Origin of the sequence: Streptococcus mitis (assembly GCF_946188585.1) — a bacterium.
Classification (GTDB): domain Bacteria; phylum Bacillota; class Bacilli; order Lactobacillales; family Streptococcaceae; genus Streptococcus; species Streptococcus mitis_DG.
Genome location: NZ_CAMHVI010000008.1, coordinates 21,954 through 47,741, shown reverse-complemented (window position 1 = coordinate 47,741; position 25,788 = coordinate 21,954). Strand labels below are relative to the sequence as shown.

21 protein-coding genes, 1 tRNA gene and 1 riboswitch are annotated in these 25,788 nt (G+C 39.8%); of the genes, 5 read left to right on the top strand and 17 right to left on the bottom strand.

From position 1 onward, the window contains the following. Positions 1 to 23: 23 nt before the first annotated feature. Genes N8M66_RS08420 through N8M66_RS08395 form a run of 6 tightly spaced genes read right to left on the bottom strand, consistent with a single transcriptional unit; the run spans position 24 to position 4,036 of the window. Positions 24 to 455 carry a GNAT family N-acetyltransferase gene (locus N8M66_RS08420; RefSeq protein ID WP_261046907.1) on the bottom strand — a complete coding sequence of 144 codons (432 nt, stop codon included), beginning with the start codon at positions 453 to 455 and terminating at the stop codon, positions 24 to 26. Position 456: 1 nt separating this feature from the next. Continuing rightward, the gene (locus N8M66_RS08415; RefSeq protein WP_261046905.1) at positions 457 to 1,059 is read right to left on the bottom strand and encodes an L-threonylcarbamoyladenylate synthase; all 603 of its coding nucleotides are present in this window, start codon (positions 1,057 to 1,059) and stop codon (positions 457 to 459) included. Beyond that, positions 1,043 to 1,879 (bottom strand): peptide chain release factor N(5)-glutamine methyltransferase, encoded by an 837-nt coding sequence (prmC, locus tag N8M66_RS08410; protein WP_261046903.1) that lies wholly within the window; start codon positions 1,877 to 1,879, stop codon positions 1,043 to 1,045. The genes N8M66_RS08415 and prmC overlap by 17 nt, the downstream gene beginning before the upstream one ends. After that, a complete protein-coding gene (gene prfA / locus N8M66_RS08405; RefSeq protein ID WP_001028815.1) occupies positions 1,879 to 2,958 on the bottom strand; it encodes a peptide chain release factor 1 in 1,080 nt (359 codons plus the stop codon). The genes prmC and prfA overlap by 1 nt, the downstream gene beginning before the upstream one ends. A gap of 9 nt (positions 2,959 to 2,967) precedes the next feature. After that, entirely contained in the window at positions 2,968 to 3,447 is a 480-nt protein-coding gene (locus tag N8M66_RS08400; protein ID WP_261046901.1) for a GNAT family N-acetyltransferase, read from the bottom strand. Further along, positions 3,437 to 4,036, bottom strand: coding sequence for a thymidine kinase (locus tag N8M66_RS08395; protein WP_084863496.1), 600 nt, complete (start codon positions 4,034 to 4,036; stop codon positions 3,437 to 3,439). The genes N8M66_RS08400 and N8M66_RS08395 overlap by 11 nt, the downstream gene beginning before the upstream one ends. A gap of 123 nt (positions 4,037 to 4,159) precedes the next feature. On the opposite strand from N8M66_RS08395, the gene N8M66_RS08390 reads away from it, so the two are divergent. Both N8M66_RS08390 and mnmE read left to right on the top strand, forming a co-directional pair. Next, a complete protein-coding gene (locus N8M66_RS08390) occupies positions 4,160 to 4,342 on the top strand; it encodes a 4-oxalocrotonate tautomerase (protein WP_001117401.1) in 183 nt (60 codons plus the stop codon). 137 nt (positions 4,343 to 4,479) lie between these two features. Further along, positions 4,480 to 5,853 (top strand): tRNA uridine-5-carboxymethylaminomethyl(34) synthesis GTPase MnmE, encoded by a 1,374-nt coding sequence (gene mnmE / locus N8M66_RS08385; RefSeq protein ID WP_261046898.1) that lies wholly within the window; start codon positions 4,480 to 4,482, stop codon positions 5,851 to 5,853. Between the two features lie 46 nt (positions 5,854 to 5,899). Here the strand turns inward: mnmE and dapA are convergent, their stop codons facing one another. The 4 genes from dapA to N8M66_RS08365 form a co-directional block, all read right to left on the bottom strand. Next, positions 5,900 to 6,835: a 4-hydroxy-tetrahydrodipicolinate synthase gene (gene dapA, locus N8M66_RS08380; RefSeq protein ID WP_000121608.1), complete on the bottom strand. Its 936-nt coding sequence runs from the start codon at positions 6,833 to 6,835 to the stop codon at positions 5,900 to 5,902. Positions 6,836 to 6,890: 55 nt separating this feature from the next. Continuing rightward, on the bottom strand, positions 6,891 to 7,967 hold the full coding sequence (locus tag N8M66_RS08375) for an aspartate-semialdehyde dehydrogenase (RefSeq protein WP_000542464.1): 1,077 nt from the start codon (positions 7,965 to 7,967) through the stop codon (positions 6,891 to 6,893). Positions 7,968 to 8,347: 380 nt separating this feature from the next. After that, positions 8,348 to 8,420, bottom strand: a tRNA-Thr gene (locus N8M66_RS08370). Between the two features lie 99 nt (positions 8,421 to 8,519). Continuing rightward, entirely contained in the window at positions 8,520 to 9,029 is a 510-nt protein-coding gene (locus tag N8M66_RS08365; protein ID WP_261046895.1) for a QueT transporter family protein, read from the bottom strand. Next, positions 9,027 to 9,124: riboswitch (PreQ1 riboswitch) on the bottom strand. (Overlaps the previous gene by 3 nt.) Positions 9,125 to 9,152: 28 nt before the next feature. Between N8M66_RS08365 and N8M66_RS08360 the strand changes: the two genes are divergently transcribed. Beyond that, positions 9,153 to 9,590, top strand: coding sequence for a GtrA family protein (locus N8M66_RS08360; protein ID WP_261046892.1), 438 nt, complete (start codon positions 9,153 to 9,155; stop codon positions 9,588 to 9,590). Positions 9,591 to 9,667: 77 nt separating this feature from the next. Then, the gene (gene mscL, locus N8M66_RS08355; protein ID WP_033687014.1) at positions 9,668 to 10,045 is read left to right on the top strand and encodes a large conductance mechanosensitive channel protein MscL; all 378 of its coding nucleotides are present in this window, start codon (positions 9,668 to 9,670) and stop codon (positions 10,043 to 10,045) included. A gap of 41 nt (positions 10,046 to 10,086) precedes the next feature. Here the strand turns inward: mscL and hemH are convergent, their stop codons facing one another. After that, positions 10,087 to 11,181: a ferrochelatase gene (gene hemH / locus N8M66_RS08350; RefSeq protein WP_261046891.1), complete on the bottom strand. Its 1,095-nt coding sequence runs from the start codon at positions 11,179 to 11,181 to the stop codon at positions 10,087 to 10,089. A gap of 153 nt (positions 11,182 to 11,334) precedes the next feature. Between hemH and pepT the strand changes: the two genes are divergently transcribed. After that, positions 11,335 to 12,558 (top strand): peptidase T, encoded by a 1,224-nt coding sequence (gene pepT, locus N8M66_RS08345; RefSeq protein WP_261046888.1) that lies wholly within the window; start codon positions 11,335 to 11,337, stop codon positions 12,556 to 12,558. Positions 12,559 to 12,594: 36 nt separating this feature from the next. Here the strand turns inward: pepT and N8M66_RS08340 are convergent, their stop codons facing one another. From N8M66_RS08340 to ptsP, 6 genes are all read right to left on the bottom strand, one after another. Then, a complete protein-coding gene (locus tag N8M66_RS08340) occupies positions 12,595 to 16,632 on the bottom strand; it encodes a pneumococcal-type histidine triad protein (RefSeq protein ID WP_261046885.1) in 4,038 nt (1,345 codons plus the stop codon). A 7-nt stretch (positions 16,633 to 16,639) separates the two neighbouring features. Further along, positions 16,640 to 17,530 carry a zinc-binding lipoprotein AdcAII gene (gene adcAII, locus N8M66_RS08335; protein ID WP_419991942.1) on the bottom strand — a complete coding sequence of 297 codons (891 nt, stop codon included), beginning with the start codon at positions 17,528 to 17,530 and terminating at the stop codon, positions 16,640 to 16,642. A 180-nt stretch (positions 17,531 to 17,710) separates the two neighbouring features. Continuing rightward, a complete protein-coding gene (locus tag N8M66_RS08330) occupies positions 17,711 to 20,296 on the bottom strand; it encodes a pneumococcal-type histidine triad protein (RefSeq protein ID WP_261046882.1) in 2,586 nt (861 codons plus the stop codon). Positions 20,297 to 20,453: 157 nt separating this feature from the next. After that, a complete protein-coding gene (locus tag N8M66_RS08325) occupies positions 20,454 to 22,982 on the bottom strand; it encodes a pneumococcal-type histidine triad protein (RefSeq protein WP_261046879.1) in 2,529 nt (842 codons plus the stop codon). 7 nt (positions 22,983 to 22,989) lie between these two features. Continuing rightward, on the bottom strand, positions 22,990 to 23,907 hold the full coding sequence (gene adcAII / locus N8M66_RS08320) for a zinc-binding lipoprotein AdcAII (protein ID WP_261046542.1): 918 nt from the start codon (positions 23,905 to 23,907) through the stop codon (positions 22,990 to 22,992). A 143-nt stretch (positions 23,908 to 24,050) separates the two neighbouring features. Beyond that, positions 24,051 to 25,784 (bottom strand): phosphoenolpyruvate--protein phosphotransferase, encoded by a 1,734-nt coding sequence (gene ptsP, locus N8M66_RS08315; RefSeq protein ID WP_004241506.1) that lies wholly within the window; start codon positions 25,782 to 25,784, stop codon positions 24,051 to 24,053. Positions 25,785 to 25,788: the final 4 nt, after the last annotated feature.

The following is a 25,788-nucleotide window of genomic DNA, read 5'->3' as shown; positions in this document are numbered from 1 at the left end:
TTGTTTTAGAATATGAAAACAAACTAAAAGATGCGAATAAACCGTTTCTGCACTTTATCACAAGTATAACCAACTTTTTCATAAAATGCATGAGCACCCAGACGATGATCGGCAGAGTTTAAGCGGATAAACCCATAACCACGTCTTTTTGCTTCTTGCTCCAACCCTTGTAATAAGCTTTTACCAATACCTTGCCCTTGTGCTTGAGTCGAAACTGCTAAAGCTAAAATATTAAATCCTGCTTTAGAATAAAGTGATTCATAGACCTCAGCGTGGACATATCCAAGCAAGGCATGAGTAGATTCATCCTCATAAGCAAGTAAGAAATGATGGGGATCCTGAGATAGTCTAGCTAATTGACTAGCCGTTTCCTCTGGACTAAAAGAATAACCCAAGGCCTCTTGGTTAATCTCACATATAGCATTCACATCTGTTTCTTGTAAATCTCTTAGCATCTCATTCCTCCTCAAAAGAAATCTCTGGTAACTGAGCAAGAATATCTTCTCGCTTAATGGCGCCTTGGCGTAAGATTTTCACCTTGTCTCCAGACAAGTCCAAAATAGTTGAATCCTGTCCAGTTAGAAAAGCATCGTCTTCCAGACCCAAAACCTCTTGGTCAAAATCCTTCAGAATTTGTTCAAAGGTTACACCACTTGCCTGACCTGAAATATTGGCAGACGGCCCAATCAAGGGACCTGTCTTTTGAATCAAATCAAGCGTGATGGGGTGACTGGGCATCCGAAATCCAACAGTCGCGAGACCAGAATTGACCCAATAGGGAACTCGGTCATTGGCTTGGAGAATAATGGTCAAGGGACCCGGTAAAAAGGTCTCTACAAGTTTTTGTAGATAAGTTGGCTGATTCTTTGAAAAATGCAAGATGTCCTCTAGAGAGGCAATATTTAGATTGAGTGCCTTGTCTCTAGGACGACGTTTGAGCTGGTAAACATAATCAACTGCTTTTTCGTCTAGAGCCTTGGCAAAAAGACCGTAAACCGTCTCCGTAGGCAGAACGACAGCTCCACCATTTTCTAACTCTTGTCTAATCCTGTCCATCATCAACTACAACCATCCTATCTTGACCGAATTGGTCCTTGAGTGTTCGTACTCGTTTTTCAGGAAGATATTTCCTAAAAAGCGCAGAAACACTTTGACCTTGCTTGTATCCAATTTCAAGGTAAATCTTACCACCATCTTTGAGATAGTCCGTTGCATCTTCCGCAATTCTACAGTAAATAGCTAGGCCATCCTCGTCTGCAAAGAGAGCTAGATGAGGCTCCGAATGCAAAACATTCAAACCGACCTCTGACTCATCTTCACGAGAGATATAGGGTGGATTGGATACAATTATATCATATTTTTCAGAAATTTCTGCAAAACAATCAGATTTTTTAAAAAATATATTAAGATTTTGATTTTTGGCGTTCTCTGATGCAAGCTCTAAGGCGTCTTGGGAAATATCTGCTGCTGTCACTGACCAATTTGGTCTATTTTTTGCTAGAGCGAGAGCAATAGCTCCACTACCTGTTCCAATATCCAGAACTGAAAGATTCGTCTCAGGATTTTCAGCTAAGATAAGCTCCACCAACTCCTCTGTTTCTGGACGAGGAATCAAAACCCGCTCATCAACTTTTAACTGCATTCCATAAAAATCTGCCTGTCCAATGATGTACTGTGCCGGTTTATGAGCTGCTAACTGCTGGTAAATTTCCTCTACAAATTGTTTGTCTTCCTCGGTTACCTCTTGTTGGAGGGCGAAAACAAAGTCCGTAAAAGATAGATTTTTCAGGCTACGATAGACAAAAGAGAGGCTTTCAGCTTCCTCTCCTTGTCTTATCAATTCTTCTTCAAAATCTGAAAATAATTGAGCTAATTTCATTATTTGTTTAATTCTTCTAATTTTTGTGTTTGGTCATAAAGTACCAAGGCGTCCACAACTTCATCCAACTTACCAGACAAAATGGTATCTAGTTTTTGGAGGGTTAATCCGATACGGTGGTCTGTGACACGGTTTTGTGGGAAGTTATAAGTACGAATCCGTTCTGAACGGTCACCAGTACCAATAGTCGACTTACGCTCAGCATCTTGCTCATCTTGAGCAATTTGTGCAAAGTGGTCAGCAACACGCGCACGGATAATCTTCATTGCCTTCTCACGGTTCTTCTGCTGGGTACGTTCTTCCTGCATCTCAACCTTGATATTGGTTGGCAAGTGAACGATACGAACGGCAGTCGCAACCTTATTGACGTTCTGTCCACCAGCACCTGATGCGTGGTAGATATCAACACGAAGGTCTTTTGGATCAATATCGTATTCTACTTCTTCGACTTCAGGCATGACAAGAACTGTCGCTGTCGAAGTATGTACGCGACCTTGGCTTTCTGTCACAGGGACACGTTGCACACGGTGGGCACCTGATTCATACTTAAGCTTAGAGTAAACAGACTGACCTGAAACCATGGCAACCACTTCTTTGAAACCACCGACACCGTTCATAGAAGCCTCCATGACTTCAAAGCGCCAGCCTTGGGCTTCTGCATACTTTTGGTACATAGTTAGCAAATCTCCAGCAAAAAGTGCTGCTTCGTCTCCACCAGCTGCTCCACGAATTTCAAGGATGATATTCTTGTCATCGTTTGGATCCTTTGGAAGGAGCAAAATTTTAAGTTTTTCTTCGTATTCTTCTTTTTCAGCCTTGGCATCTTTGAGCTCTTGCTTGGCCATTTCTTCCAAGTCCGCATCTCCGCCTGATTCCTTAATCATCTCTTCAGCGTCAACGATGTTTTGAAGGACTTGTTTATACTCACGGTAGGCTGTTACTGTGTCACGAGTTGAAGCCTCTTCTTTTGAAAGCTCCATGAAACGCTTGGTGTCTGAAACGACATCAGGGTCACTCAGCAATTCTCCTAATTCTTCATAACGGTCTTCTACAGCTTGTAGTTGATCATAGATGTTCATTTTTTCTCCTTATTTCTCAATTGTTAAATCATAGATTGCTACTACTTCGTTCTCGAATATTTCCCCAGTTTCTTTAAATCCATAACTGAGGTAACAAGATATTGCATGTTCATTTTCTGGTTCATAAGACAACCAAAGTTTATTGCTTAAACCTGCTGGCACTGTCCGAACATAGTCTAGTACTTTATCCATAATTGGTTTAAAATATCCTTGATTTTGAAAATTCTTATCAATCATAAAACAAAATAGTAAATAATTTCCACTACTAATTCCGATCTTTTTATCATAAGCTATCATCACAAAACCTATAATTGCATCATTATCATAAACTGCCAATGGAGCTACAAAATCTCCATTTTTAGTGTAGACATATGCTTCAGCTAAACTAATCGCGTTGGTTGCAATGAATTGTTTTTGATATTCCTTGACATCCAAATTCAAAACATCAAAATAATTTTCCATTGTAACATCTCTTAGTTCAATTGTCATAGTTTTGCTCCTTGTTAGAGGTTATCATTGGCGCAAAATAATGTTTACGGCAAACCGAGATGTAGGTTTCATTGCCACCAATCTGAATCTGCTCACCATCATAAACGGGCAGTCCATCTTGAGTACGCAACACCATGGTCGCCTTTTTCTTACAGTACTGACAGATGGTCTTGATTTCGTCAATCTTATCTGCTAAAAGCAAAAGATATTTGGAACCTTCGAACAATTCATTACGAAAGTCATTTTTCAAACCAAAAGCCATGACGGGTATGTCTAACTCGTCCACAACACGAGCTAGATCGTAAACATGGTGACGCTTGAGAAACTGGGCTTCATCGACCAAAACACAGTAAGGCTTTTCTGGTAGGTCTCGGATATAGCCAAAGATATCCGTCGTTTCCTCAATCGCAATGGCAGGGCGTTTCATGCCAATTCGACTCGACACATAGCCAACACCGTCACGCGTATCCAGAGCCGAGGTCATAATGACAACACCTTTTCCTTGCTCCTCATAGTTATAGGCCACCTTGAGAATCTCAATGGTCTTACCAGAGTTCATGGTCCCATAACGATAATACAACTGTGCCATGTTTCTTGCTTCACGTCCATTTCTAAATTTTTGCTACATTCTAGTATATCATAATTTTCTTAAGCTTTAAACGGCAAAATGTGGTAAAATAGAAGAAATCAAAAACTAGTGGAGGAAGCTATTATGCCATTTGTACGCATCGATTTATTTGAAGGACGCACGCTCGAGCAAAAGAAAGCTCTTGCTAAGGAAGTAACGGAAGCTGTTGTCCGCAACACTGGAGCCCCTCAATCTGCTGTCCATGTCATCATCAACGACATGCCAGAAGGAACTTACTTCCCACAAGGGGAAATGCGCACCAAATAAGCTAGCTTAAGCAGAATTGCTTAGGCTTTTTCAATCTCCAAGTAGCATCCATTGAAGAAATAGCCTAAATTTGTTACAATTTGAAAAGAGACTTGGAGATATTTTCAAGAAAAGAGCAATTAATTAAAGGAAACATTATGATTACACGTGAATTTGATACCATCGCTGCTATCTCCACTCCACTAGGCGAAGGAGCTATCGGTATTGTCCGCCTGAGCGGAACAGAAAGTTTTGCTATTGCGCAAAAGATTTTTAAAGGAAAAGACCTGAACAAGGTTGCTAGCCACACTCTTAACTACGGTCACATCGTTGACCCTCAAACTGGTAAGGTTATGGACGAGGTTATGGTTGGGGCTATGAAGTCTCCAAAGACCTTTACTCGTGAGGATATTATTGAGATCAACACCCACGGTGGGATTGCGGTGACCAATGAAATTCTCCAGCTAGCTATCCGTGAAGGAGCTCGATTGGCAGAACCTGGTGAATTTACAAAACGTGCCTTTTTAAACGGTCGTGTGGACTTGACACAGGCTGAGGCAGTGATGGACATCATCCGTGCCAAGACAGACAAGGCTATGAACATTGCAGTTAAGCAATTAGACGGCTCCCTTTCAAACCTGATTAACAATACCCGTCAAGAAATCCTCAATACACTTGCCCAAGTCGAGGTTAATATTGATTATCCTGAGTATGACGATGTTGAGGAAGCTACTACTGCTGTTGTCCGTGAAAAGACTATGGAGTTTGAGCAATTGCTAACCAATCTCCTTAGAACAGCCCGTCGTGGTAAAATCCTCCGTGAAGGAATTTCCACTGCTATCATCGGACGCCCCAACGTTGGGAAATCAAGCCTGCTCAACAACCTCTTGCGTGAGGACAAGGCAATCGTCACTGATATCGCTGGTACTACACGTGATGTCATTGAAGAATACGTCAACATCAATGGTGTTCCTCTCAAATTGATTGATACAGCTGGTATTCGTGAAACGGATGACATCGTGGAACAAATTGGTGTTGAGCGTTCGAAAAAAGCTCTTAAGGAAGCTGACTTAGTTCTACTAGTGCTAAATGCCAGTGAGTCACTGACTGCTCAAGACAGACAACTTCTTGAAATTAGCCAAGATACCAACCGAATTATTCTTCTTAATAAAACTGATCTTCCTGAAGCGATTGAAACTTCGGAACTACCTGAAGACGTTATTCGTATTTCAGTACTTAAAAACCAAAACATCGATAAGATTGAAGAGAGAATCAACAACCTCTTCTTTAAAAATGCTGGTTTGGTTGAGCAAGATGCTACTTACTTGTCAAATGCCCGTCACATTTCCTTGATTGAAAAGGCCGTCGAAAGCCTACAGGCTGTTAACCAAGGGCTGGAATTAGGTATGCCAGTTGATTTGCTTCAAGTTGACTTGACTCGTACTTGGGAAATCCTCGGAGAAATCACAGGGGATGCTGCTCCAGATGAACTCATTACCCAACTCTTTAGCCAATTCTGTTTAGGAAAATAAGAAAAATCCATGATCCTTTTTGCGGTCATGGATTTTATTGTATTTATTAGTAATCTGGTCTTAAGACACCTGTTACAGTTGCCTTAGTCGCTTCGTAGTCACCATCTACGACAACCTTGATAATGCGTTTGGCATCTTCTTCTGGTGCTGGAACAAGAGGTAGACGAGTTGGTCCAGCTTCAAATCCCATATAGTTAAGAACTGCCTTAACAGGAGCAGGACTTGGATAAGAGAAGAGGGCATTGACTTTAGGAATGAATTTACGCTGAATAGCCGCTGCTTTTTTCATATCGCTTTCTGCAATGGCAGTGAACATTTCGTGCATCTCATCTCCATTTGTATGAGATGCAACAGAAATAACCCCGTCCGCACCAAGATTCATGGCATGGAAAGCATCTCCATCCTCACCTGTATAGACCAAGAACTCTTCTGGTTTGTGCTCAATCAAGTAAGCCATATTAGCCAAGCTCGTACATTCTTTGACACCAATGATATTTGGATGGTCAGCCAAACGAAGCATAGTTTCTGGAGTTAATTCGACAACCACACGACCTGGAATGTTATAAATGATAATTGGTAGGTCCGAAGCGTCTGCAATGGCCTTAAAGTGCTGGTACATCCCTTCTTGAGAAGGTTTGTTGTAGTAAGGTACGATAGCAAGCCCAGCTGCGAAACCACCAAATTCCGCTACTTCTTTGACAAACTCGATAGAGTCACGCGTATCATTGGTACCAACACCCGCAATCAAAGGAACACGTCCATTGACAATCTTTTGTACAGCCGCAAAGAGTTCCAACTCCTCATCGTGGGTTAAAGTTGGACTCTCAGCAGTCGTTCCAGCTAGGAGAATACCGTCTGTATGATGCGCCAACAAATGCTCAATCAAGGCTGGAATGGCATCAAAGTTGATAGAACCATCCTCGTGAAAAGGGGTAATGAAGGCCGTGATGATTTTACACTCTTTTAAATCTTGATAAGACATGAAAACACCTCTCTATTTCAAAGAAGGAGTTCATCTGAACTCCTAAACGATATGACTATTTTAATTCAAATTTCAATTCAGCAGTTGGACGAACCAAACCACGTTCATGAAGAGTTTCTGCAATCTGAACTGAGTTCCAAGCAGCACCTTTGAGAAGGTTATCTGAAACAACCCACATGTGGATTCCTTTTTCAGCATCCAAGTCTTTACGGATACGACCAACAAAGGTATCTCGTGATCCAACTGCATTGATGGCTTGCGGATAGATTTGATGAGCTACATCATCTTCAAGAACAGCCCCTGGGAAGGCCGCGATAGCTGCTTTGACTTCTTCGATTGGAGCCACTTCTTTTGTTTCGATGTAAACAGACTCAGAGTGAGCTGACAAAACTGGAATACGCACACAGGTTGCAGATACTGCAATGCTGTCATCTTCCATAATTTTCTTAGTTTCCTTAGTCATCTTCATCTCTTCGTAAGTGTAATCATTGTCAGTGAATACATCAATTTGTGGAAGAGCGTTGAAGGCAATAGGATAGTGTTTCTTATCACCACCTGACGGCAAGATTTCCGCATGCAAATCACGTGGGGTTACACCATCATTCAAGACTTCACGAAGTTCACGTTGTGTTTCAAGAATCGCTCCCATACCAGCACCAGAGACTGCTTGGTAAGTTGAAACGATGATACGATCCAAGCCCCATTTTTGGCGAACTGGCTCAAGAGCCACCATCATTTGGATTGTTGAACAGTTAGGGCAGGCAATAATTCCGTTGTGGGCATCAAGTGCGTGAGCATTGACCTCTGGAACAACCAAAGGAACATCTGGATTTTGACGGAAGTAAGATGTGTTATCTACTACTACCGCTCCAGCTTTAACTGCGTATGGTGCATACTTAGCTGATGTAGAACCACCTGCTGAAAAGAGAGCAATATCAACTCCTTCAAAAGCAGTTTCAGTCGTTTCTTCAATTGTAATATCTTGATCTTTAAATTTCAAAGTCTTGCCTGCTGAACGTGCAGAAGCAAGTAAACGGATTTTATCGATTGGAAGTGTTGATTCTTCCAACATTTTTATCATCTGAGCACCGACAGCACCTGTCGCGCCGACTACAGCAACTGTATATCCCATAAGTAACCTCTTTCGGAATTTTCTAAAAATTTCTATAATAGATGTATTATACTACTTTTTCCATGAATTGCAAAGCTTTTTCATCATTTTTTGGAAAATAAAAATCCCCAGTCGCTAGACCAGGGACTAAGAGGCATCTTCATGTGATGAGCAGGTTCACACAACTCATCAAGGTCCGCTCCTGCGTTATGACCTCCTTATACTCAATAGTAGTCCGAAGACTACCTATCGACTCATCGCGTCTATTATATTACTAGAAATAAGTGGTTTTGTCAATAAAAAATTTTTGCAGGCTGACTTTTATTATACAAAAGTCAGAATTTTTTCTCGCGAGCATAAGAAAAAAACTCTTGTGTTCAAGAGTTTCCCTGTAAATATCATGCTAATTGCCGGGATTGAACCGGCGACCTCATCCTTACCATGGATGCGCTCTGCCAACTGAGCTAAATCAGCTTACTTAAAAAGTATACTATAGTTAGAAAAACTTGTCAAGTTTCCTTAGAAATTTTCCATAAGAAAAAGCCAGGTAAAGGTCACCCAGCCTGTCTTCTTCTATTTTCTTAAATCGATTCGACGACCAATTTTACCAATAATAATCGCTCCAATAATCAATGAGGCAAATTCACCAACTCCTGTTGTAAACCAAGTAAGGAAAAATGGTAATTGAGCTACAATATTCAACTCGGCAGCGATGGTAAACATAGAAATTGAAAAGAGGATTGAGAAGAAGAAATGATCTTTTCGAATTAGTCCGTTAAAGAGGTAATCTTTGCTGTATTTTGCAAAAAGCCAAACACCTAGACTAAGAAATACTAGGGTTGATCCTCCACCAACAAAGACATCTAGCAGTCCGAAGCTAAAGAAATTAGCAATCATACAACCGATGGTAACTCCGATGATGTACTTAGGATTGTAAAAAGCCATAAAGTTCATCATTTCTGAAATACGGAACTGATAAGCACCATAGCTAATGGCATTTAGAGGTGGTGTGACAGTCAAAACGACATAGATAGCAGCAACGATTGCAATATCTGCTACATCACGAATAGTTAATTTTTTCATCTTTTCTCCTTTGGCGGGTTGTCCGCGTGTAATATGCTTGGTGAAAGAAGCTAAGCACCAAGGGTTGCTTGAATCAACCTTACTAGTATAGCACAATAGCCTGCATTATGCTATACTAAAAGCATGAAAAAACGTATTCAATGTCTCTTAGATAATGAACTCTTTGCTTATCTCTTTTTTGGTATAGCGACTACTCTTATAGCTATCCTATCCCGATTAGTCATTTATCAACTAAGTCATCAAGAACTCCTTGCGACTGCCTTGGCAAATATTATCGGTATCCTCTTTGCATTTATTACAAATGATAGACTTGTATTTAAGCAAGCTAGGAAGAATTGGTCAAGACGTTTAGTAAAATTTACTCTAGCACGTCTCTTCACTTTTGGTCTTGACCTTGTCTTGACTTTTATTTTTGTTACACGTTTTCCAGAAATCATTGGACGGTTCGTTAACAATAATCTGGACTTAGTTAATGAGATTGAGACTTTATCGGCTCAAATTGCTATTATTATGTTAAATTATTTTTTAAGTAAATTGTATATTTTTAAGAAAACAAGGTAAATTCTAAGCATTAATCTTGCAATTTATTTGTAATTGAGTTATAATAAATTTGAAATTATGGAAAGGAAATTATGAAAATGTTAAAAGATCTTAAAGCATTTTTGCTTCGTGGTAACGTTGTTGACCTTGCTGTCGGTGTAATCATTGCTACTGCTTTTGGTGCAATCGTTACTTCACTTGTTAACGATATCATCACTCCACTTATTTTGAATCCAGCCTTGGAAGCTGCGAAAGTACAAAACATCGCTGAGCTTGCTTGGAATGGTGTTACATATGGTAAATTCTTGAGTGCTGTTATCAACTTCCTAGTTATCGGTACTGTTCTCTTCTTCGTTATTAAAGGTATTGAAAAAGCTCAAAGCCTTACTAAGAAAGAAGCTGCTGAGGAAGCTCCAGCTGGTCCAACTGAGTTGGAAGTACTTCAGGAAATCAAAGCTCTTCTTGAGAAAAAATAATCATTTAAAAGGATCTAGCACAAAGCTAAATCCTTTTTTCTTTACTCTTTCGGTAACTTGCCTGCTTTCTCAAGCATTTTCTTGATTAGATAAGGCATCTTAACATTCTCTCGACCTTTTTTCTCAATCAATTTTTTCACAAATTCTGGCATTTGTAAATCTTGAGATTCAGCCAAGATATTTTTAGTCTCATCTGAAGGAACTAACTCATCAAAGGTTTCTTCTTCTGGGAGAAATTCCTTAAACTCTTGATGTTCATTAGCTCTGACTGTATTGACCAAGGCATCAATCAAACGAGAATCTGTATTGGGCATTGGTGGACGATGATAGTTCACCCCCAATTCCTGACACAAGTCATAACATTCCACATCGTTGTCAAACAAGACTTCAATGTGCTCACTAATAAAACTAATAGGTACAAAAATATAATGATCTGGATGTTCTTTCTGCTCTCTAAGATACTCCAAGACATCTGGCTTAATCCATGGAATCCCGATATCACTTTCACTTTGCCAAGTGTTAGTATATTGCTCAGAACTCAAACCTAGTTTTTCAGCGACTAACTTGCTATTTTCAAAAATTTGATCGATATAAGGATCACCAAAATCCAAGGCAAAAATGGGGACACTGTGAGCTGAAAAGATGACTTTAAAGCTATCCTGCTTTACTTCTTCTTTTAAAATCTTAGCAATTTCATCTGCCCAATAGTTTAAGAGCGCTTCTTCTTGATACCAGTCCTTAATAACTAAAAATTGAATTTGTTTGCTTTCTAAAAATTTTTCATAGCCCATGACAGAGTAGAAAGAATAATGGGGCTCTAAAATTAAGCAAATGCACTGCTCGATTCCGTCTGCTTCCATCTGACCAATCACATCTGGGATAAAGGGTCTAGAAAACTTATTAGCAAAATAAACACTATACTCATTCCCCAGCCTAGCTTCTACCAAAGCAACCTCTTCTCGAGTAATTTTTTGCAGAGGCGTGCCCCCAATTCGTACATAATTATCGTAGAGAGTTTGAATTTCGTGGTCTTGAGGTCTCACTCCACGACGAATATTTGTGAAAAAATCAGCCACACCTTCAAAGGTAATCTCTTCTGGCGAACCGAAAGTCATCATTAAAATTGCTTTTTTCATAATCGCTTCCTTGTGATATTTTTATCAAGTTTATTTTATCATTAATTCGTTGATAAGTAAACGCCAACATAGCGAATTTCCCTAACTTCAGTCCTTTGTTTTTCTCTCTTTTCTATGATACAATGGAAAAAATGAATTCAAAAGGAGTTTTTTATGACTTATCCCAATCTCTTGGACCGATTCCTAACCTACGTTAAGGTCAACACACGCTCTGATGAACACTCTACTACTACTCCAAGTACGCAAAGTCAGATAGATTTTGCTACAAATGTTCTTATTCCTGAAATGAGACGTGTTGGATTACAAAATGTTTATTATCTACCAAATGGTTTTGCAATTGGGACCTTACCAGCCAATGATCCATCTTTAACACGTAAAATTGGCTTCATCTCCCACATGGATACTGCTGACTTTAATGCCGAAGGAGTCAATCCACAGGTAATTGAAAACTACGATGGCAGTGTGATTGAACTAGGAAATTCTGGTTTCAAACTCGATCCAGCTGACTTTAAGAGTCTTGAGAAATATCCTGGACAAACGCTCATCACAACCGATGGAACAACCTTGCTAGGTGCTGATGACAAGTCAGGAATTGCTGAGATTATGACTGCCATTGAATATCTGACTATCCATCCTGAAATCAAACACTGTGAGATTCGTGTTGGCTTTGGTCCAGATGAAGAAATCGGTGTTGGTGCTAATAAATTTGATGCTGAAGATTTTGATGTTGACTTTGCCTACACAGTGGATGGTGGGCCGCTAGGTGAGCTTCAGTACGAGACCTTTTCAGCAGCTGGTGCTGAATTGCATTTCCAAGGACGCAATGTCCACCCTGGTACTGCCAAAGGGCAAATGGTCAACGCCCTTCAGCTAGCAATTGATTTTCATAATCAACTTCCAGAGAATGACCGACCTGAGTTAACGGATGGTTACCAAGGTTTTTACCATCTAATGGATGTGACAGGTAGTGTCGAAGAGGCGCGTGCAAGCTACATCATTCGTGATTTTGAAAAAGATGCCTTTGAAGCTCGTAAAGCAGCTATGCAGTCTATCACTGATAAGATGAATCAAGAACTTGGTAGCGACCGTGTCACTCTAAACTTGACAGACCAGTACTACAATATGAAAGAAGTCATTGAAAAAGATATGACTCCAATTACCATTGCTAAAGCCGTTATGGAAGATTTAGGGATCACTCCTATAATCGAACCAATCCGTGGAGGGACAGACGGCTCTAAAATTTCCTTTATGGGAATCCCTACTCCCAATATCTTTGCGGGTGGTGAAAATATGCACGGACGTTTTGAATACGTCAGCCTTCAGACTATGGAACGTGCAGTTGATACCATCATTGGTATCGTAGCTTATAGAGACTAAAAAAGACGAGGTAGCTCAGCTACTTCGCCTTTCTTTTTATTCTGCTGGTTTTTCTTGATTTCCAGTACTTGTTGTAGATTCTGTTGTTTCCTTTTCTGAAGTTGATTCATCTGGTTTAGAATCTGTTGCCTTGCTCGGTTTGTTTTCGTCGATGGCAGTTTCACTGTTAGATTCTGTAGTTGCGTTAGGTTGGTTTTCAGCACTTGTCTTATCACCATTTGATTCAGCATTTGTTGATGGAGTTGTTTCTTCACTTGCACTTGATTTTGACTTGATTTCTTGATTCAAGACCAGAATAGCTTTTGTCAATTCAAGTAAAGCGGCTTTATCCTTACTCTTAGCAGAAAGTTGATCTAGTAATGCATCCACCTTATCAAAGTCGGCATCAGAACCCTTATTGTTTTCTAAGTATGCGTGAAGCGACATAAGAATATCGTAGAGTTTTTGATAAAGTACAAGTGTCTGAGGATCTTGCTCTGCATTTTCCTTCTCTTGTTGAAGGGCGCTAGCGATACGAGTCAAGACATCTTTTACCTGGCTGTTTACTTCATCCAAGTCTGCATCAGCCTTATTTGTAGCAGCTTTGAGATTTTCTACTTCTTCTGCCAAGGATTGTCTGATTCCTTCTTCTTGGATTTGTTCCAAGAGTTGATTTGCCTTGCTCAAAAGACTTTCTACTTCTTCCTTGCTAACATGATTGACATGTTCTTCAGGCATAAAGTCTCCGTACAATTCTTTCAAGAAGCCATAAATAGCTGTTTTGGCACTTTGATTATCAACTTTTTCAGTATCTAGAACTGTCTGAGTCGATTTAGCAGTAGTTGACTGAGCTTTCAATGCTTCTTCCACTTCTTGTTTTGCCTGATAGATGCTTGGGAATAATCTGTTCAATTCTGCTGCCTTAAGGAAGGATTGAGATTGATACAAGGTCCAAGTCAACTGAGCCACTTTGTTTCGAAGTTCATCACTCAAACGACCGTCATTTACGTGTTCGTAGAAATACTTGATGTATTCTACTGTTGTAACACCTGTTCGATCATTAAAGTCTTGAAGAGCTTGAAGTTGTGATTCAACCGCTGCTAAACCAGTCTCATCTTTAGCCAATTTAGCTTCTTGGAGTCGAACGAGAAGGTCTTTCTTAGGAAGTCCATAAGCGTCTGTATCCAGAGTATTGATTTTATCAATCAAGGCTTGATATTTTTTATCTAAAGCACTTGTTTCAGTAGGCTTGACACTCTCATCAATATGGATATATTGCTTATCAAAGAGATCAAGGGTTGCAAGATAACCTGCTGTAGAGTTAGTTGCCAATTTCTTCATGTTTTCAGTAAACTGACCTAAGGCTAACTCAATCTGTCTTTGTTCGATAGGCTTGTCTTTATAGATGCTTCTGCTATCAGCTAGAAGTTGATCCACTTTTTCCAAGACTGCCTTCTCATCAAAAGCTCCAGGTTGATAATTGGATTGTAGGGCTGGAATCTTGTTTTTCAAAGCCACTTCATATCCCTTCGTTTGAACCTTGATGTAGTGATTGTGGTCGCCATGAGGAATCACAAAACTACCATTTTCTACCTGTAAACTATAAGGAGACACACCATCTCGCAAAGCAGTGGTATAGAGTTCATTTAAGAAATCAAGTTCTGGATTGCCAGTTTGAAGAGGAATCCGAACGTGTTCTTTACGAACAGCATATGGATGGATATGAGTTGGATCGTAGGCTTGGTCTGGATTTCCAAAGACAAAGAAGCCGTTTGAAATTCTAATAGCTTCAAGTGGAACTCCGTAGGTCTTAGAAATATAAGCAATTTTTTCTTCATCGCTAGCATCTCTTGAGAAAGACTCTACCGTTTTAGCAAGAGGTTTTACAGGTTCTGCATCATGATGTGTTTTCAGATGGTCTTGCGCTGCCTTAATTTGCTCTGCTGTCAAGTCCTTCTTGAAGAAGTAATGATTGTGGTCACCATGACTCATGACAAAGCCTTGATCATCTTCACTTATGACACGATCGGCATCAAAACCGTGATCATGGTCTTCATCATGATGGTGTCCATGATTATCTTCATCGTGATCGTCATCATGAGCTGGATTTGGTGTTGCTGGCGTTTTACTTTTCAGATGATCCTGTGCAGCCTTAATTTGCTCCGCTGTCAAGTCCTTCTTGAAGAAATAATGATTATGGTCACCGTGTGACATGACAAAACCTTGCTCATCCTCACTGATGACACGATTGGCATCAAAACCATGATTATGGTCTTCATCATGTTTGTGGCCATGATTATCGTTATCGTGTTCATCATCATGGGCTGGACTTGGTGTTGCTGGACTTGCACCTTTCAAGTGTTCTTGCGCTGCCTTGATTTGATCAGCAGTCAAATCCTTCTTGAAGAAGTAATGATTGTGGTCGCCGTGTGACATGACAAAACCTTGCTCATCCTCACTGATGACACGATCGGCATCAAAACCGTGAGCATGGTCTTCACCATGTTTGTGGCCATGATTATCGTTATCGTGTTCATCATCATGGGCTGGGCTTGGTGTTACTGATGTTTTACCTCTCAAATGATCCTGCGCGGCCTTGATTTGTTCTGGTGTTAGATTCTTCTTAAAGAAGTAATGATTGTGATCACCGTGTGACATGACAAAGCCTTGATCATCCTCACTGATGACACGATTGGCATCAAAACCATGATCATGGTCTTCATCATGATGGTTCCCATGATTATCTTTATCGTGTTCATCATCATGTGCTGGACTTGGTGTTACTGGCGTCTTACCTCTTAAATGATCTTGAGCCGACTTAATTTGCTCTGCTGTCAAATCTTTCTTAAAGAAGTAATGATTGTGGTCACCGTGTGACATGACAAAGCCTTGTTCATCCTCACTGATGACACGATTAGCATCAAAACCGTGATCATGGTCTTCATCATGATGAGCGTCATGTCCATGTTCTTCATGCTTATGTGCCTGACTTCCATGATCACCGTCTTTCTCATGATGATGGTTTTGCTGAGTAGGTTTTTCTGCTGGTTTGCTTGGATTCTCCAATGGTGTTGGTTTCTCACTGTCACTAGTTAGAGGAATCATTCTCGCAATCTTTTCTTCTAATGCAGAAAGCTTTGTATAGGGAATGAAATGATAGTGATTTCCATGAGGAATCGCTACACCACTTGGTGTTCTGCTTGAAATCTTAGCAGGGTCAAAAGTCAAACCATCCGATTCAGTATATCGTTGAGTACTTGGAAGAGCATAAAGCTGCTGTAATAGACTTTGAAGACTCTCGGATTTATTACTTGGTATTTCAGCCTGTTGAATAGGCTTGGGAGTTTGACCAGTCCCATTTGTACTTGGACGATAGTCAGTCACACTAGGCTGATTTCTAGTTCCAGAGAGGTAAGCTTGTGCTGCAGCCAATTCACTAGCAGACAAGGAACTCTTTGGAATGTAGTGGTAATGTCCTCCGTGAGGGACGATATAAGCATCACCAGTATCCTCTATAATATCAGATGCATTAAAGATGTAGCCATCATCAGTAGTATAGCGACCTTGAGATTGAGCAAGCGCCACTGCACTATTAGATGTTGGTGCATCGTGAGTATGACCTTGTTTTTGGCGTTCAATTTCGTCCTTCGAACGAACGTTATCCGCATGTGCCACATCCTTAAGGTAAACATAATACTTACCATCCACCTTGATAATGTAACCATCTTTGATTTCGTTAACAACATCAGCGTCTTTAAGTTGATAATTGGCATCTTTCATCAAAAGTTCTTCACTGAAAATCGCATCAAAAGGAACTTTCCCATTATAATAATGGAAATGATCACCGTGTGAAGTCACATAACCTTGATCAGTGATTTTCACAACAATCTGTTCAGCCTGGATATCTTCTTTTTTGCTGACTTGATCTGGTGTTTGTGTCTCTGTTTTTTGAGTGTCTTGTTTCCCATCGACATAAGATACACGATTCGTATCTTTATTCTCTCCTGTCTGATGTTGATTCAATGCATAAATACAAAGACTTAAAGAAAGGACGACAGCTGCACCAGCAGCAAGTTTCTTCTTATTTATTTTCATAATCTCCTCATTTCAATTCTTCTGCTAAAATACTCATATTGTCTTCTAGGTTTTCTAGGTAAGTCTTGTCATTTTGTGGGTCTGCCTCTAAAGGATTCAGAGTTTTAAGACCTACACCTGTTGATTTGACAAGAGTTTCAGCTACTTTTGAAGAAGTGTTACTTTCTGTAAAAATCGTTTTAACCTTATAGGTTTTTACAAATTCCTGAATTTCTGTTAGTTGTCTTGGACTTGGTTCTTGTTCTGGAGAGATACCTGCAATACCAAGTTGATTGAGTCCAAATCGCTTAGCTAGATAAGAAAAGGCTGTATGTTGGGTTACAAATGTTTTCTGACTCGCTTTTTCAAATTTAGGTTGGAATTTCTTAGTCAATTCTTGAGCTTTTTTGATAAAGGCTTGCGCATTTTTTTGATAAGTTTCTTTGTGTTCACTATCAACCTCTGAAAGTTTATCAGCTATAATTTGGGCTTCTTCGCCAGCTTTTTCAGGATCTAGCCAAGTGTGAGGGTCATAAAGCGTTTTTTCATCAACTCCATCACCTGCTTCCACATCTTCTAGACCAGGGACACGATCCAATGTCATTCCTTCTGAAGCCTCTAAAACCTTAACTTTAGATTTTTTTAGATTGGGATCTAAACTTCCTGCCCAAGATTCGAGCGTATGAGAATGGTAAACAAAGACATCTGCATCATAGATAGCTGCGATATCATTTGCTGAAGGTTCGAAGGAGTGAATTCCGCTACTTGACTGAATCATTCGAACATCATTCAAGTCACCAGATACTTCCTTGACCATGGCATAGATAGGATAAAAACTGGTCACAATTTTCATCCCTTTACCTGACTGGCTTTCCTTTTGGCCACAAGCAACTAATACCAGAACCAATACACTGGTCATCAATACTAAAATCGTCCTCTTTTTCACTATAACTCCTTAACTAGTGTTTAACCATTTAATTAACTAGTAAATAGTTTATCTTTATTTAGAAAATATGTCAAGAATTTTTACACAATTTCATAAAAAAGAGAACAGAATCCATATTCTGCTCCCTTTTTATCTTATATAATTGTTGTATAGTTACTTACTCTCCTTTAACAAGACTAATAGCTTTTCAGCTTCTGCCATAATAGTATTGTTGTCCTGAGAACCAAATAACAGGTTATTTTTTAATCCTGTGAGAGTTTCGTTGGCATTGGACTTAAGAATTGGATTCTGAATTTTTTTAAGTAACTCTTCCGCCTCTCTCAGTTTTTCTTCAACCTTTTCAGTTTCAACCTGATGTTCCTCTGGTTCTGATGGTGATTCTTCTTCTGATTCCTCTGGTTCTTTTGGTTTTGGAGATTGTGCTTTCTCATTTTTCGGGTTTTCTTCGCGAGGTTTTTCCTCCTCAATTTTTTCTGTCTGAGTTTTCTCCTCTGTTGGTTTCTCTGTTTGATTGTTAGTAGCTTGACTATTGTGGTTTCTTTGAACATGGTCGCTCGCATTGCCCCAACCACTATCTGAATGCGGACGTTCGTTTGGATGTTCGACATAATACTTCACAGTTTCAAATAGCTCTTCTAAAGTATACCCCTTAGGTGCCTCATAAAGTCCTTCGTCAAACCACTCAAATTTGATGTTATGGTAATGGTCATAATGAGGTATAATCAAACTTCCATTTTTAACTTCCACAGTATGTTGGAGATTGTAAGGCATACGGTCAAGTGGTACCTTCTTAGCTGCTTTTACTCTATTGTAAATCGCTTCTGCTCCCTTAGCCTCAGTATTTCCTGAACTTTGATGATTTGTTGAAGGAGGCGTCAAACCTTTCTCTTTAGCATAAGCTTGACCTGATGCTCTTTCAACTTCAGACAAACTTTCTTTCTTAATCCAATGACTGTGGCTCATATGCGGAGTTACATAGGCATCCCCCTCATCACTGGTAATATCACGTGGATCAAAGATATAGCCATCTTCTGTTGTATACTTGCCTGCCAACTTGGCTACTTGAATCTCATCATCTGTGTAAGCTATTTGTGCATTTGGTTTTCCTAAACGTTCTGGATGACGAATCGGCGCTAGAAAAGCAAGGATATCATCAACTAACTTGACCTTATCACTTGACTCATCGTTGAGACGTTCCAATAGTCTATCCAAAGCGTCAAAATCAGCTTGGCGCCCTTTATTGGAAATCAGATCTTGATGAACTGTTGCTAGTAAATCATAAACTTTGTTGTAAAATTTTTGATCAGCAGATGCAAGATTGGTTTTCTTAGCTCCTAACTCATGAGACAAACTTTCTTGTTTGGCAAGTTTATCATCAATGGCTGCAACAGTTTCTGCTGAAAGTTCCTTGGCAGAAATATAACGCGAAATTCCATTCTCTTCAAAGACATAACCATCAACCACCTTTCGAATCACCTGTTTTACCAATTTTCCATCAATTGGATTGCTTGGAGTTGGTTGAGGATTTGGTACAGGTTGTGGACTTGGTATCGGGGTAGGCTCTGGAGCAGGAATTGGATTTGGAAGGATTGGAGTCGGAATTGGTTTTAATTCTTTACCACCCGCAGTAGTATGATTTCCTTGATAATTTTCAGAAATCATTCTCGCAATCTTCTGCTCTAAATCAGACATTTGAGAATAAGGAATAAAGTGATAATGGTCTCCGTGTGGCACTGCAACACCATTCGCAGTTTTTCTTGTAATCTGTGCTGGATCAAAGACAAGTCCGTCTGATTCCACGTGTCGTTGGCTAAGCGGCAAGGCATAAAGCTGTTTCAAGAGACTGGACACGTCTTCACTCGGACTAGCTTGATAACTATTATCCACTTGTGAGCTAACAGTTGGAGTCCATCTTCTGGTATTTGCCTCAACATTGCTTCGATTCGTTTGTCCATATGAACTACTATTCGATGCCTCTGATGCGCTACTGCTAGAAGAATTTGTTGAAGGACGATAGCCAACTGAGCTTGGTTGATTACCTTTTCCAGATAAGAAGGCTTGAGCAGCAGCTAATTCACTGGCAGACAAATCACTCTTAGGAATATAGTGGAAATGATTGCCATGAGGAACGATATAGGCATCACCCGTGTCCTCAATGATATCAGAGGCATTAAAGATATAACCATCATCCGTTGTATAACGGCCTTGAGCTCTAGCAGCGACTACCGCATTATCGCTAGAACCTCCTCCGTGATTACTACCGTGTTCCTGCTTCTGACGAGTGATTTCTTCTTTTGAGCGAACATTATCAGCATGCGCTGCATCCTTAAGATAGACATAATACTTCCCGTCTACCTTAATGACATAACCACCCTTAATTTCATTGACAATATCTGAATCCTTCAACTGATAATTCGGATCTTTCATCAGCAGTTCTTCGCTGATGATGGCGTCATAAGGAACCTTGCCATTATAATAATGATAATGGTCTCCATGAGAAGTCACATAACCTTGATCCGTAATCTTGATAACGATTTGCTCGGCATTAATACCTTCTTTTTTACTGACTTCATCAGGTGTCAAAGTCTCTGCCTTTTGGCTTGGTTGGTTGCCATCAATGTATGAAACACGGTTATTTTCTTTTACAGTTTGAGCTTGATGCAAACCTAGTTCATAAGCACAGACACTTAAAACAAGTGCAGCTGCTGACCCAGCTAGATATTTTTTATTAATTTTCATTCTTTCCTCTTTTCTTAACTCTATTTGATTCACTATAAAACAATAAACCAGTTAATTAACTAGTTAATAGTTTACTCTTTTTAGTACTGCTTGTCAAGAATTTTTCGTATATACATAATAAAAATGAAAGCCCCTTTATCGAGACTCCCATTTTTCATTAGTTTGTTTTTTCCTTATTTACAGGTGAAGGATTACTACCTTTTAACAACGCAAGTAATTTTTCTGCTTCTGCCATGATACCATTATTATCCATGGTTTGCAGGCTCAAATTATTTCGTAAACCAGCTAGGGTTTCTGTCGCATTGCCTTTCAGACTAGCATCTGTTACTTTAGCAAGTAAAGCTTCTGCTTCTTTGAGCTTGGCTTCTACTTTTTCAGTCTCTACTTGAGGGACTTCTGGCTCAGCAGGTGTTTCCTCTACTGGTTCTTCATCCGCTTTGAAGTTCTTTTTGGGATCTTTACTGTGGTCTTTCTTACCTAAGACATGCTCGCTGGCATTTCCCCATCCGTCATTAGAATGTGGACGTTCATCAGGATGTTCAACATAGTACTTAATCGTCGCAAATAAGTCTTCCAAGGTATAGCCATTTGGAGCTTTGTATGAGTGATCATCAAACCAAGCAAATTTAATGTTATGGTAATGATCCTTGTGAGGAATAATTAAATTACCATTTTTAATCTCAACTGTATGCTCAACCATGTATGGAAGTCGAACGAGTGGAATTCGTTTCTCACCTTTCACACGATTGTAAATGGCCGCTGCACTATCTCCAGTTGGATTTGCTTGAGCATCTGCGTCTGCTGACGGAGGTAGAATTCCTTTTTCTTTAGTATAAGATTGAGCTGCAGCTTTTTCCTTATCAGAAAGGCTGTCTTTTCCAATCCAGTGACTATGTCCCATATGAGGCGTTACATAAGCATCTCCTTCATCACTGATAATATCATGTTCGTCAAAAATGTAACCATCTGACGTTGTATACTTATCAGCTAATTGAGCAATGCGGACTTCATTTTCGGTATACTCAATCTGAGAATTTGGTTTGCCAAGTCGCTCTGGATGAGTAATTGGTGTTAGGAATGCCAATAAATCATCTACCAATTTTCCTTTATTAGAAGATTCATCATTCAAGCGTTCTGCTAATTTGTCTAAGGCTTGGAAATCAGAAACGCGACCTTTATTTTCAGACAAGGCTTTATGAGCCTCAGCCAACAGATTATATGCTTTATCATAAAATTCTTGGTCACGAGGAGCAACTTTTTCTTTTTTAGCAGTTAAAGCGTGTGATACACTCTCTTGTTTTGATAACTTGCTTTCAAGATTTTTAACAGTTTCAGATTGTAAATCTTTCGCAAAGACATAGCGTGAGATTCCTTTTTCTTCGAAAACATATCCTTCTCCAACTTTTCGTACCAGCTGACTAACCAAAGAAGAATTTGAGTCTATTTTAGGATTTGGAGTAGGAGCCGGCTTTACAATAGGTTTCAAAGGTTTTAAGGTAAGAGCTGGCAAAACAGGAGATGGAATTAAATTTGGAAGACTTGGAGTCGGAATTGGTTTTAATTCTTTACCACCTGCAGTAGTATGATTTCCTTGATAATTTTCAGAAATCATTCTCGCAATCTTCTGTTCTAAATCAGACATTTGAGAATAAGGGATAAAGTGATAATGGTCTCCATGTGGCACTGCAACACCATTCGCAGTTTTTCTTGTAATCTGCGCTGGATCAAAGACAAGTCCATCTGATTCCACGTGTCGTTGACTGAGTGGCAAGGCATAAAGTTGTTTCAAGAGACTGGATACGTCTTCACTCGGACTAGCTTGATAGCTATTATCCACTTGTTGTCTAACACTTGGAGTCCATCTTCTGGTATTTGCTTCAACATTGCTTTGATTCGTTTGTCCATATGAACTACTATTTGATGCCTCTGATGAGCTGCTAGAAGAATTTGTTGAAGGACGATACCCAACTGAGCTTGGTTGATTACCTTTCCCAGCTAGGAAGGCTCGAGCTGCAGCCAGTTCACTGGCAGACAAGTCACTCTTAGGAATATAGTGGAAATGATTGCCATGAGGAACGATATAGGCATCACCCGTGTCCTCAATGATATCAGACGCATTAAAGATATAACCATCATCCGTTGTATAGCGGCCTTGAGCTCTAGCAGCGACTACCGCTTTATCGCTAGAACCACCTCCGTGATTACTACTGTGTTCTTGCTTCTGACGAGTAATTTCTTCTTTTGTTCGAATATTGTCCGCATGAGCTGCATCTTTCAGGTAAACATAGTATTTCCCGTCTACCTTAATCACATAACCACCCTTGATTTCATTGACAATATCTGAATCCTTCAACTGATAATTCGGATCTTTCATGAGGAGTTCTTCACTAATGATAGCATCATAAGGAACCTTACCATTGTAATAATGATAATGGTCCCCATGAGAAGTCACATAACCTTGATCCGTAATCTTGATGACAATTTGCTCGGCATTAATACCTTCTTTTTTACTAACTTCATCAGGTGTCAAAGTCTCTGCCTTTTGGCTTGGTTGGTTGCCATCGATGTAAGAAACACGATTATTTTCTTTTACAGTTTGGGCTTGATGCAAACCTAGTTCATAAGCGCAGACACTTAAAACAAGTGCAGCTGCTGACCCAGCTAGATATTTTTTATTGATTTTCATTCTTTCCTCACTTTAATTCTTCTGCTAGAACACTCATATTTTCTTCAAGATTTTCTAAATAAGTCTTGTCATTTTGCGGGTCTGCCTCTAAAGGATTTAGAGTTTTAAGACCTACACCTGTTGATTTGACAAGAGTTTCAGCTACTTTTGAAGAAGCATTACTTTCTGTAAAAATCGTTTTAACCTTATAGGTTTTAACAAATTCCTGAATTTCAGTTAGTTGTCGCGGACTTGGTTCTTGTTCAGGAGAGATACCTGCAATACCAAGTTGATTAAGCCCAAATCGCTTCGCTAGATAAGAAAAGGCTGTATGTTGGGTTACAAATGTTTTCTGAGTCGCTTTTTCAAATTTAGGCTGGAATTTCTTAGTCAATTCTTGAGCTTTTTTGATAAAGGCTTGCGCATTTTTCTGATAAGTTTCTTTGTGCTCACTATCCACCTCTGAAAGTTTATCAGCTATAATTTGGGCTTCTTCGCCAGCTTTTTCAGGATCTAGCCAAGTATGAGGATCATAGAGCGTTTTTTCATCAACTCCATCACCTGCTTCCACATCTTCTAGACCAGGGACACGATCCAATGTCATTCCTTCTGAAGCCTCTAAAACCTTAACTTTGGATTTTTTTAGATTGGGATCCAGACTTCCTGCCCAAGATTCGAGCGTATGCGAATGGTAAACAAAGACATCTGCATCATAGATGGCTGCGATATCATTTGCTGAAGGTTCAAAGGAGTGAATTCCACTACTTGACTGAATCATTCGTACATCATTCAAGTCACCAGATACTTCCTTGACCATGGCATAGATAGGGTAAAAACTGGTCACAATTTTCATCCCTTTACCTGACTGGCTTTCCTTCTGCCCACAAGCACCTAAACACAAAAGAAAGACACTTAACAATACTAAAAATAAACTTTTTTTCTTCATAGATAACTCCTTAACTATTTAATTAACTAGTTAATATTCTACTCCTATTTTTTTTATTGTCAAGCATTTTATGAACTAGTTAATAAATTTCTGATTTTAAACTATCAAAAAAACCTTGCAACTAAGTTACAAGGTTGATTACATTAATCGAAGTTAACGTATTCTTTTTGAAGTTCAAGAACTTCTTCCATTGTTGAACACTCTGTAAGGGCACGGTTAGCGTACTCTTCCATCTTAGCAGTGTCCAATTTCTTCATCAAGCTACGTGTACGAAGCACAGATGTTGCTGACATAGAGAACTCATCCAAGCCCATTCCGACAAGAAGTGGAACAGCTTTTTGGTCACCAGCCATCTCACCACACATACCAGCCCATTTACCTTCAGCATGAGCTGCCTTGATAACATTGTTGATCAAGCGAAGGATTGATGGGTTATATGGTTGATAAAGGTATGAAACTTGCTCGTTCATACGGTCTGCTGCCATTGAGTATTGAATCAAGTCGTTTGTTCCAATTGACATGAAGTCTACTTCTTTTGCAAATTGGTCTGCAAGCATCGCTGCTGCAGGGATTTCAATCATGATACCAACTTGGATGTCATCCGCAACTGCTACACCTTCAGCAAGAAGGTTTGCTTTTTCTTCTTCATAAACTGCTTTAGCTGCACGGAATTCTTTCAAAAGGGCAACCATTGGGAACATGATACGCAATTGACCATGAACAGAAGCACGAAGAAGGGCACGGATTTGTGTACGGAACATTGCATCTCCAGTTTCAGAAATAGAGATACGAAGGGCACGGAATCCAAGGAATGGGTTCATTTCATGTGGCATATCGAAGTAAGGAAGTTCCTTATCTCCACCAATATCCATTGTACGAACAACTACTGGTTTACCATTCATTCCCTCAAGAACAGCCTTGTATGCTTCATACTGTTCATCTTCAGTCGGGAAGTCTTGAGAATCCATGTACAAGAACTCTGTACGGTAAAGTCCAACAGCTTCAGCACCATTATTGTTAACACCTTCAACGTCTTTTGGAGTACCGATGTTAGCAGCCAACTCGAAGTGTTTACCGTCAGCAGTCACTGTTTGAGCATCTTTCAAAAGTGCCCATTCAGCTTTTTGTTTAGCATAAGCTTCACCAGCTGCTTTAAATTCTGCCGCTTGTTCATCTGTTGGGTTGATAATCACTTCACCAGTAATTCCGTTAACGGCAAGGATATCACCGTCTTTCACTACTTCAGTGATGTTATTCGTTCCCAATACAGCTGCAATTTCAAGTGTACGTGCCATGATAGCTGAGTGGCTTGTACGTCCACCGATGTTTGTTACAAAAGCTTTTACAAAGTTTTTGTCCAATTGAGCTGTATCAGATGGTGTCAAGTCATGCGCAATTACGATTACTTCTTCGTTGATAGAAGCTGGGTTTGGTAATTTCTTACCAAGAAGGTTTGCCAATACACGTTTTGTCACGTCGCGGATATCCGCTGCACGTTCTTGCATGTATGGGTTATCTTCCATGCCTTCAAAGATCGTGATGAACATGTCAGTCACTTCTTTAAGACCTGCTTCTGCATTGACTTTCTTAGCACGGATTGTTTCTTTAATCTGACCAATCAATTCTGGGTCAGCAAGAACCATCAAATGAGCGTCAAAAACTTGAGCCGCTTCTTCACCAAGCGTACCTACAGCTTTCTCACGGATAAGAGAAAGCTCGTTTTGAGAAGCTTCAAGAGCTACATCCAAACGAGCCTCTTCTGCGTTTGTATCTTCGACTGAAACAGTCTCGAATGACAAATCCGGTTGAACGAGTAGATATGCTTTTGCAACTGCAACACCGTCAGATGCTGCGATTCCTTTAAGCATTTCTGTCATTTTC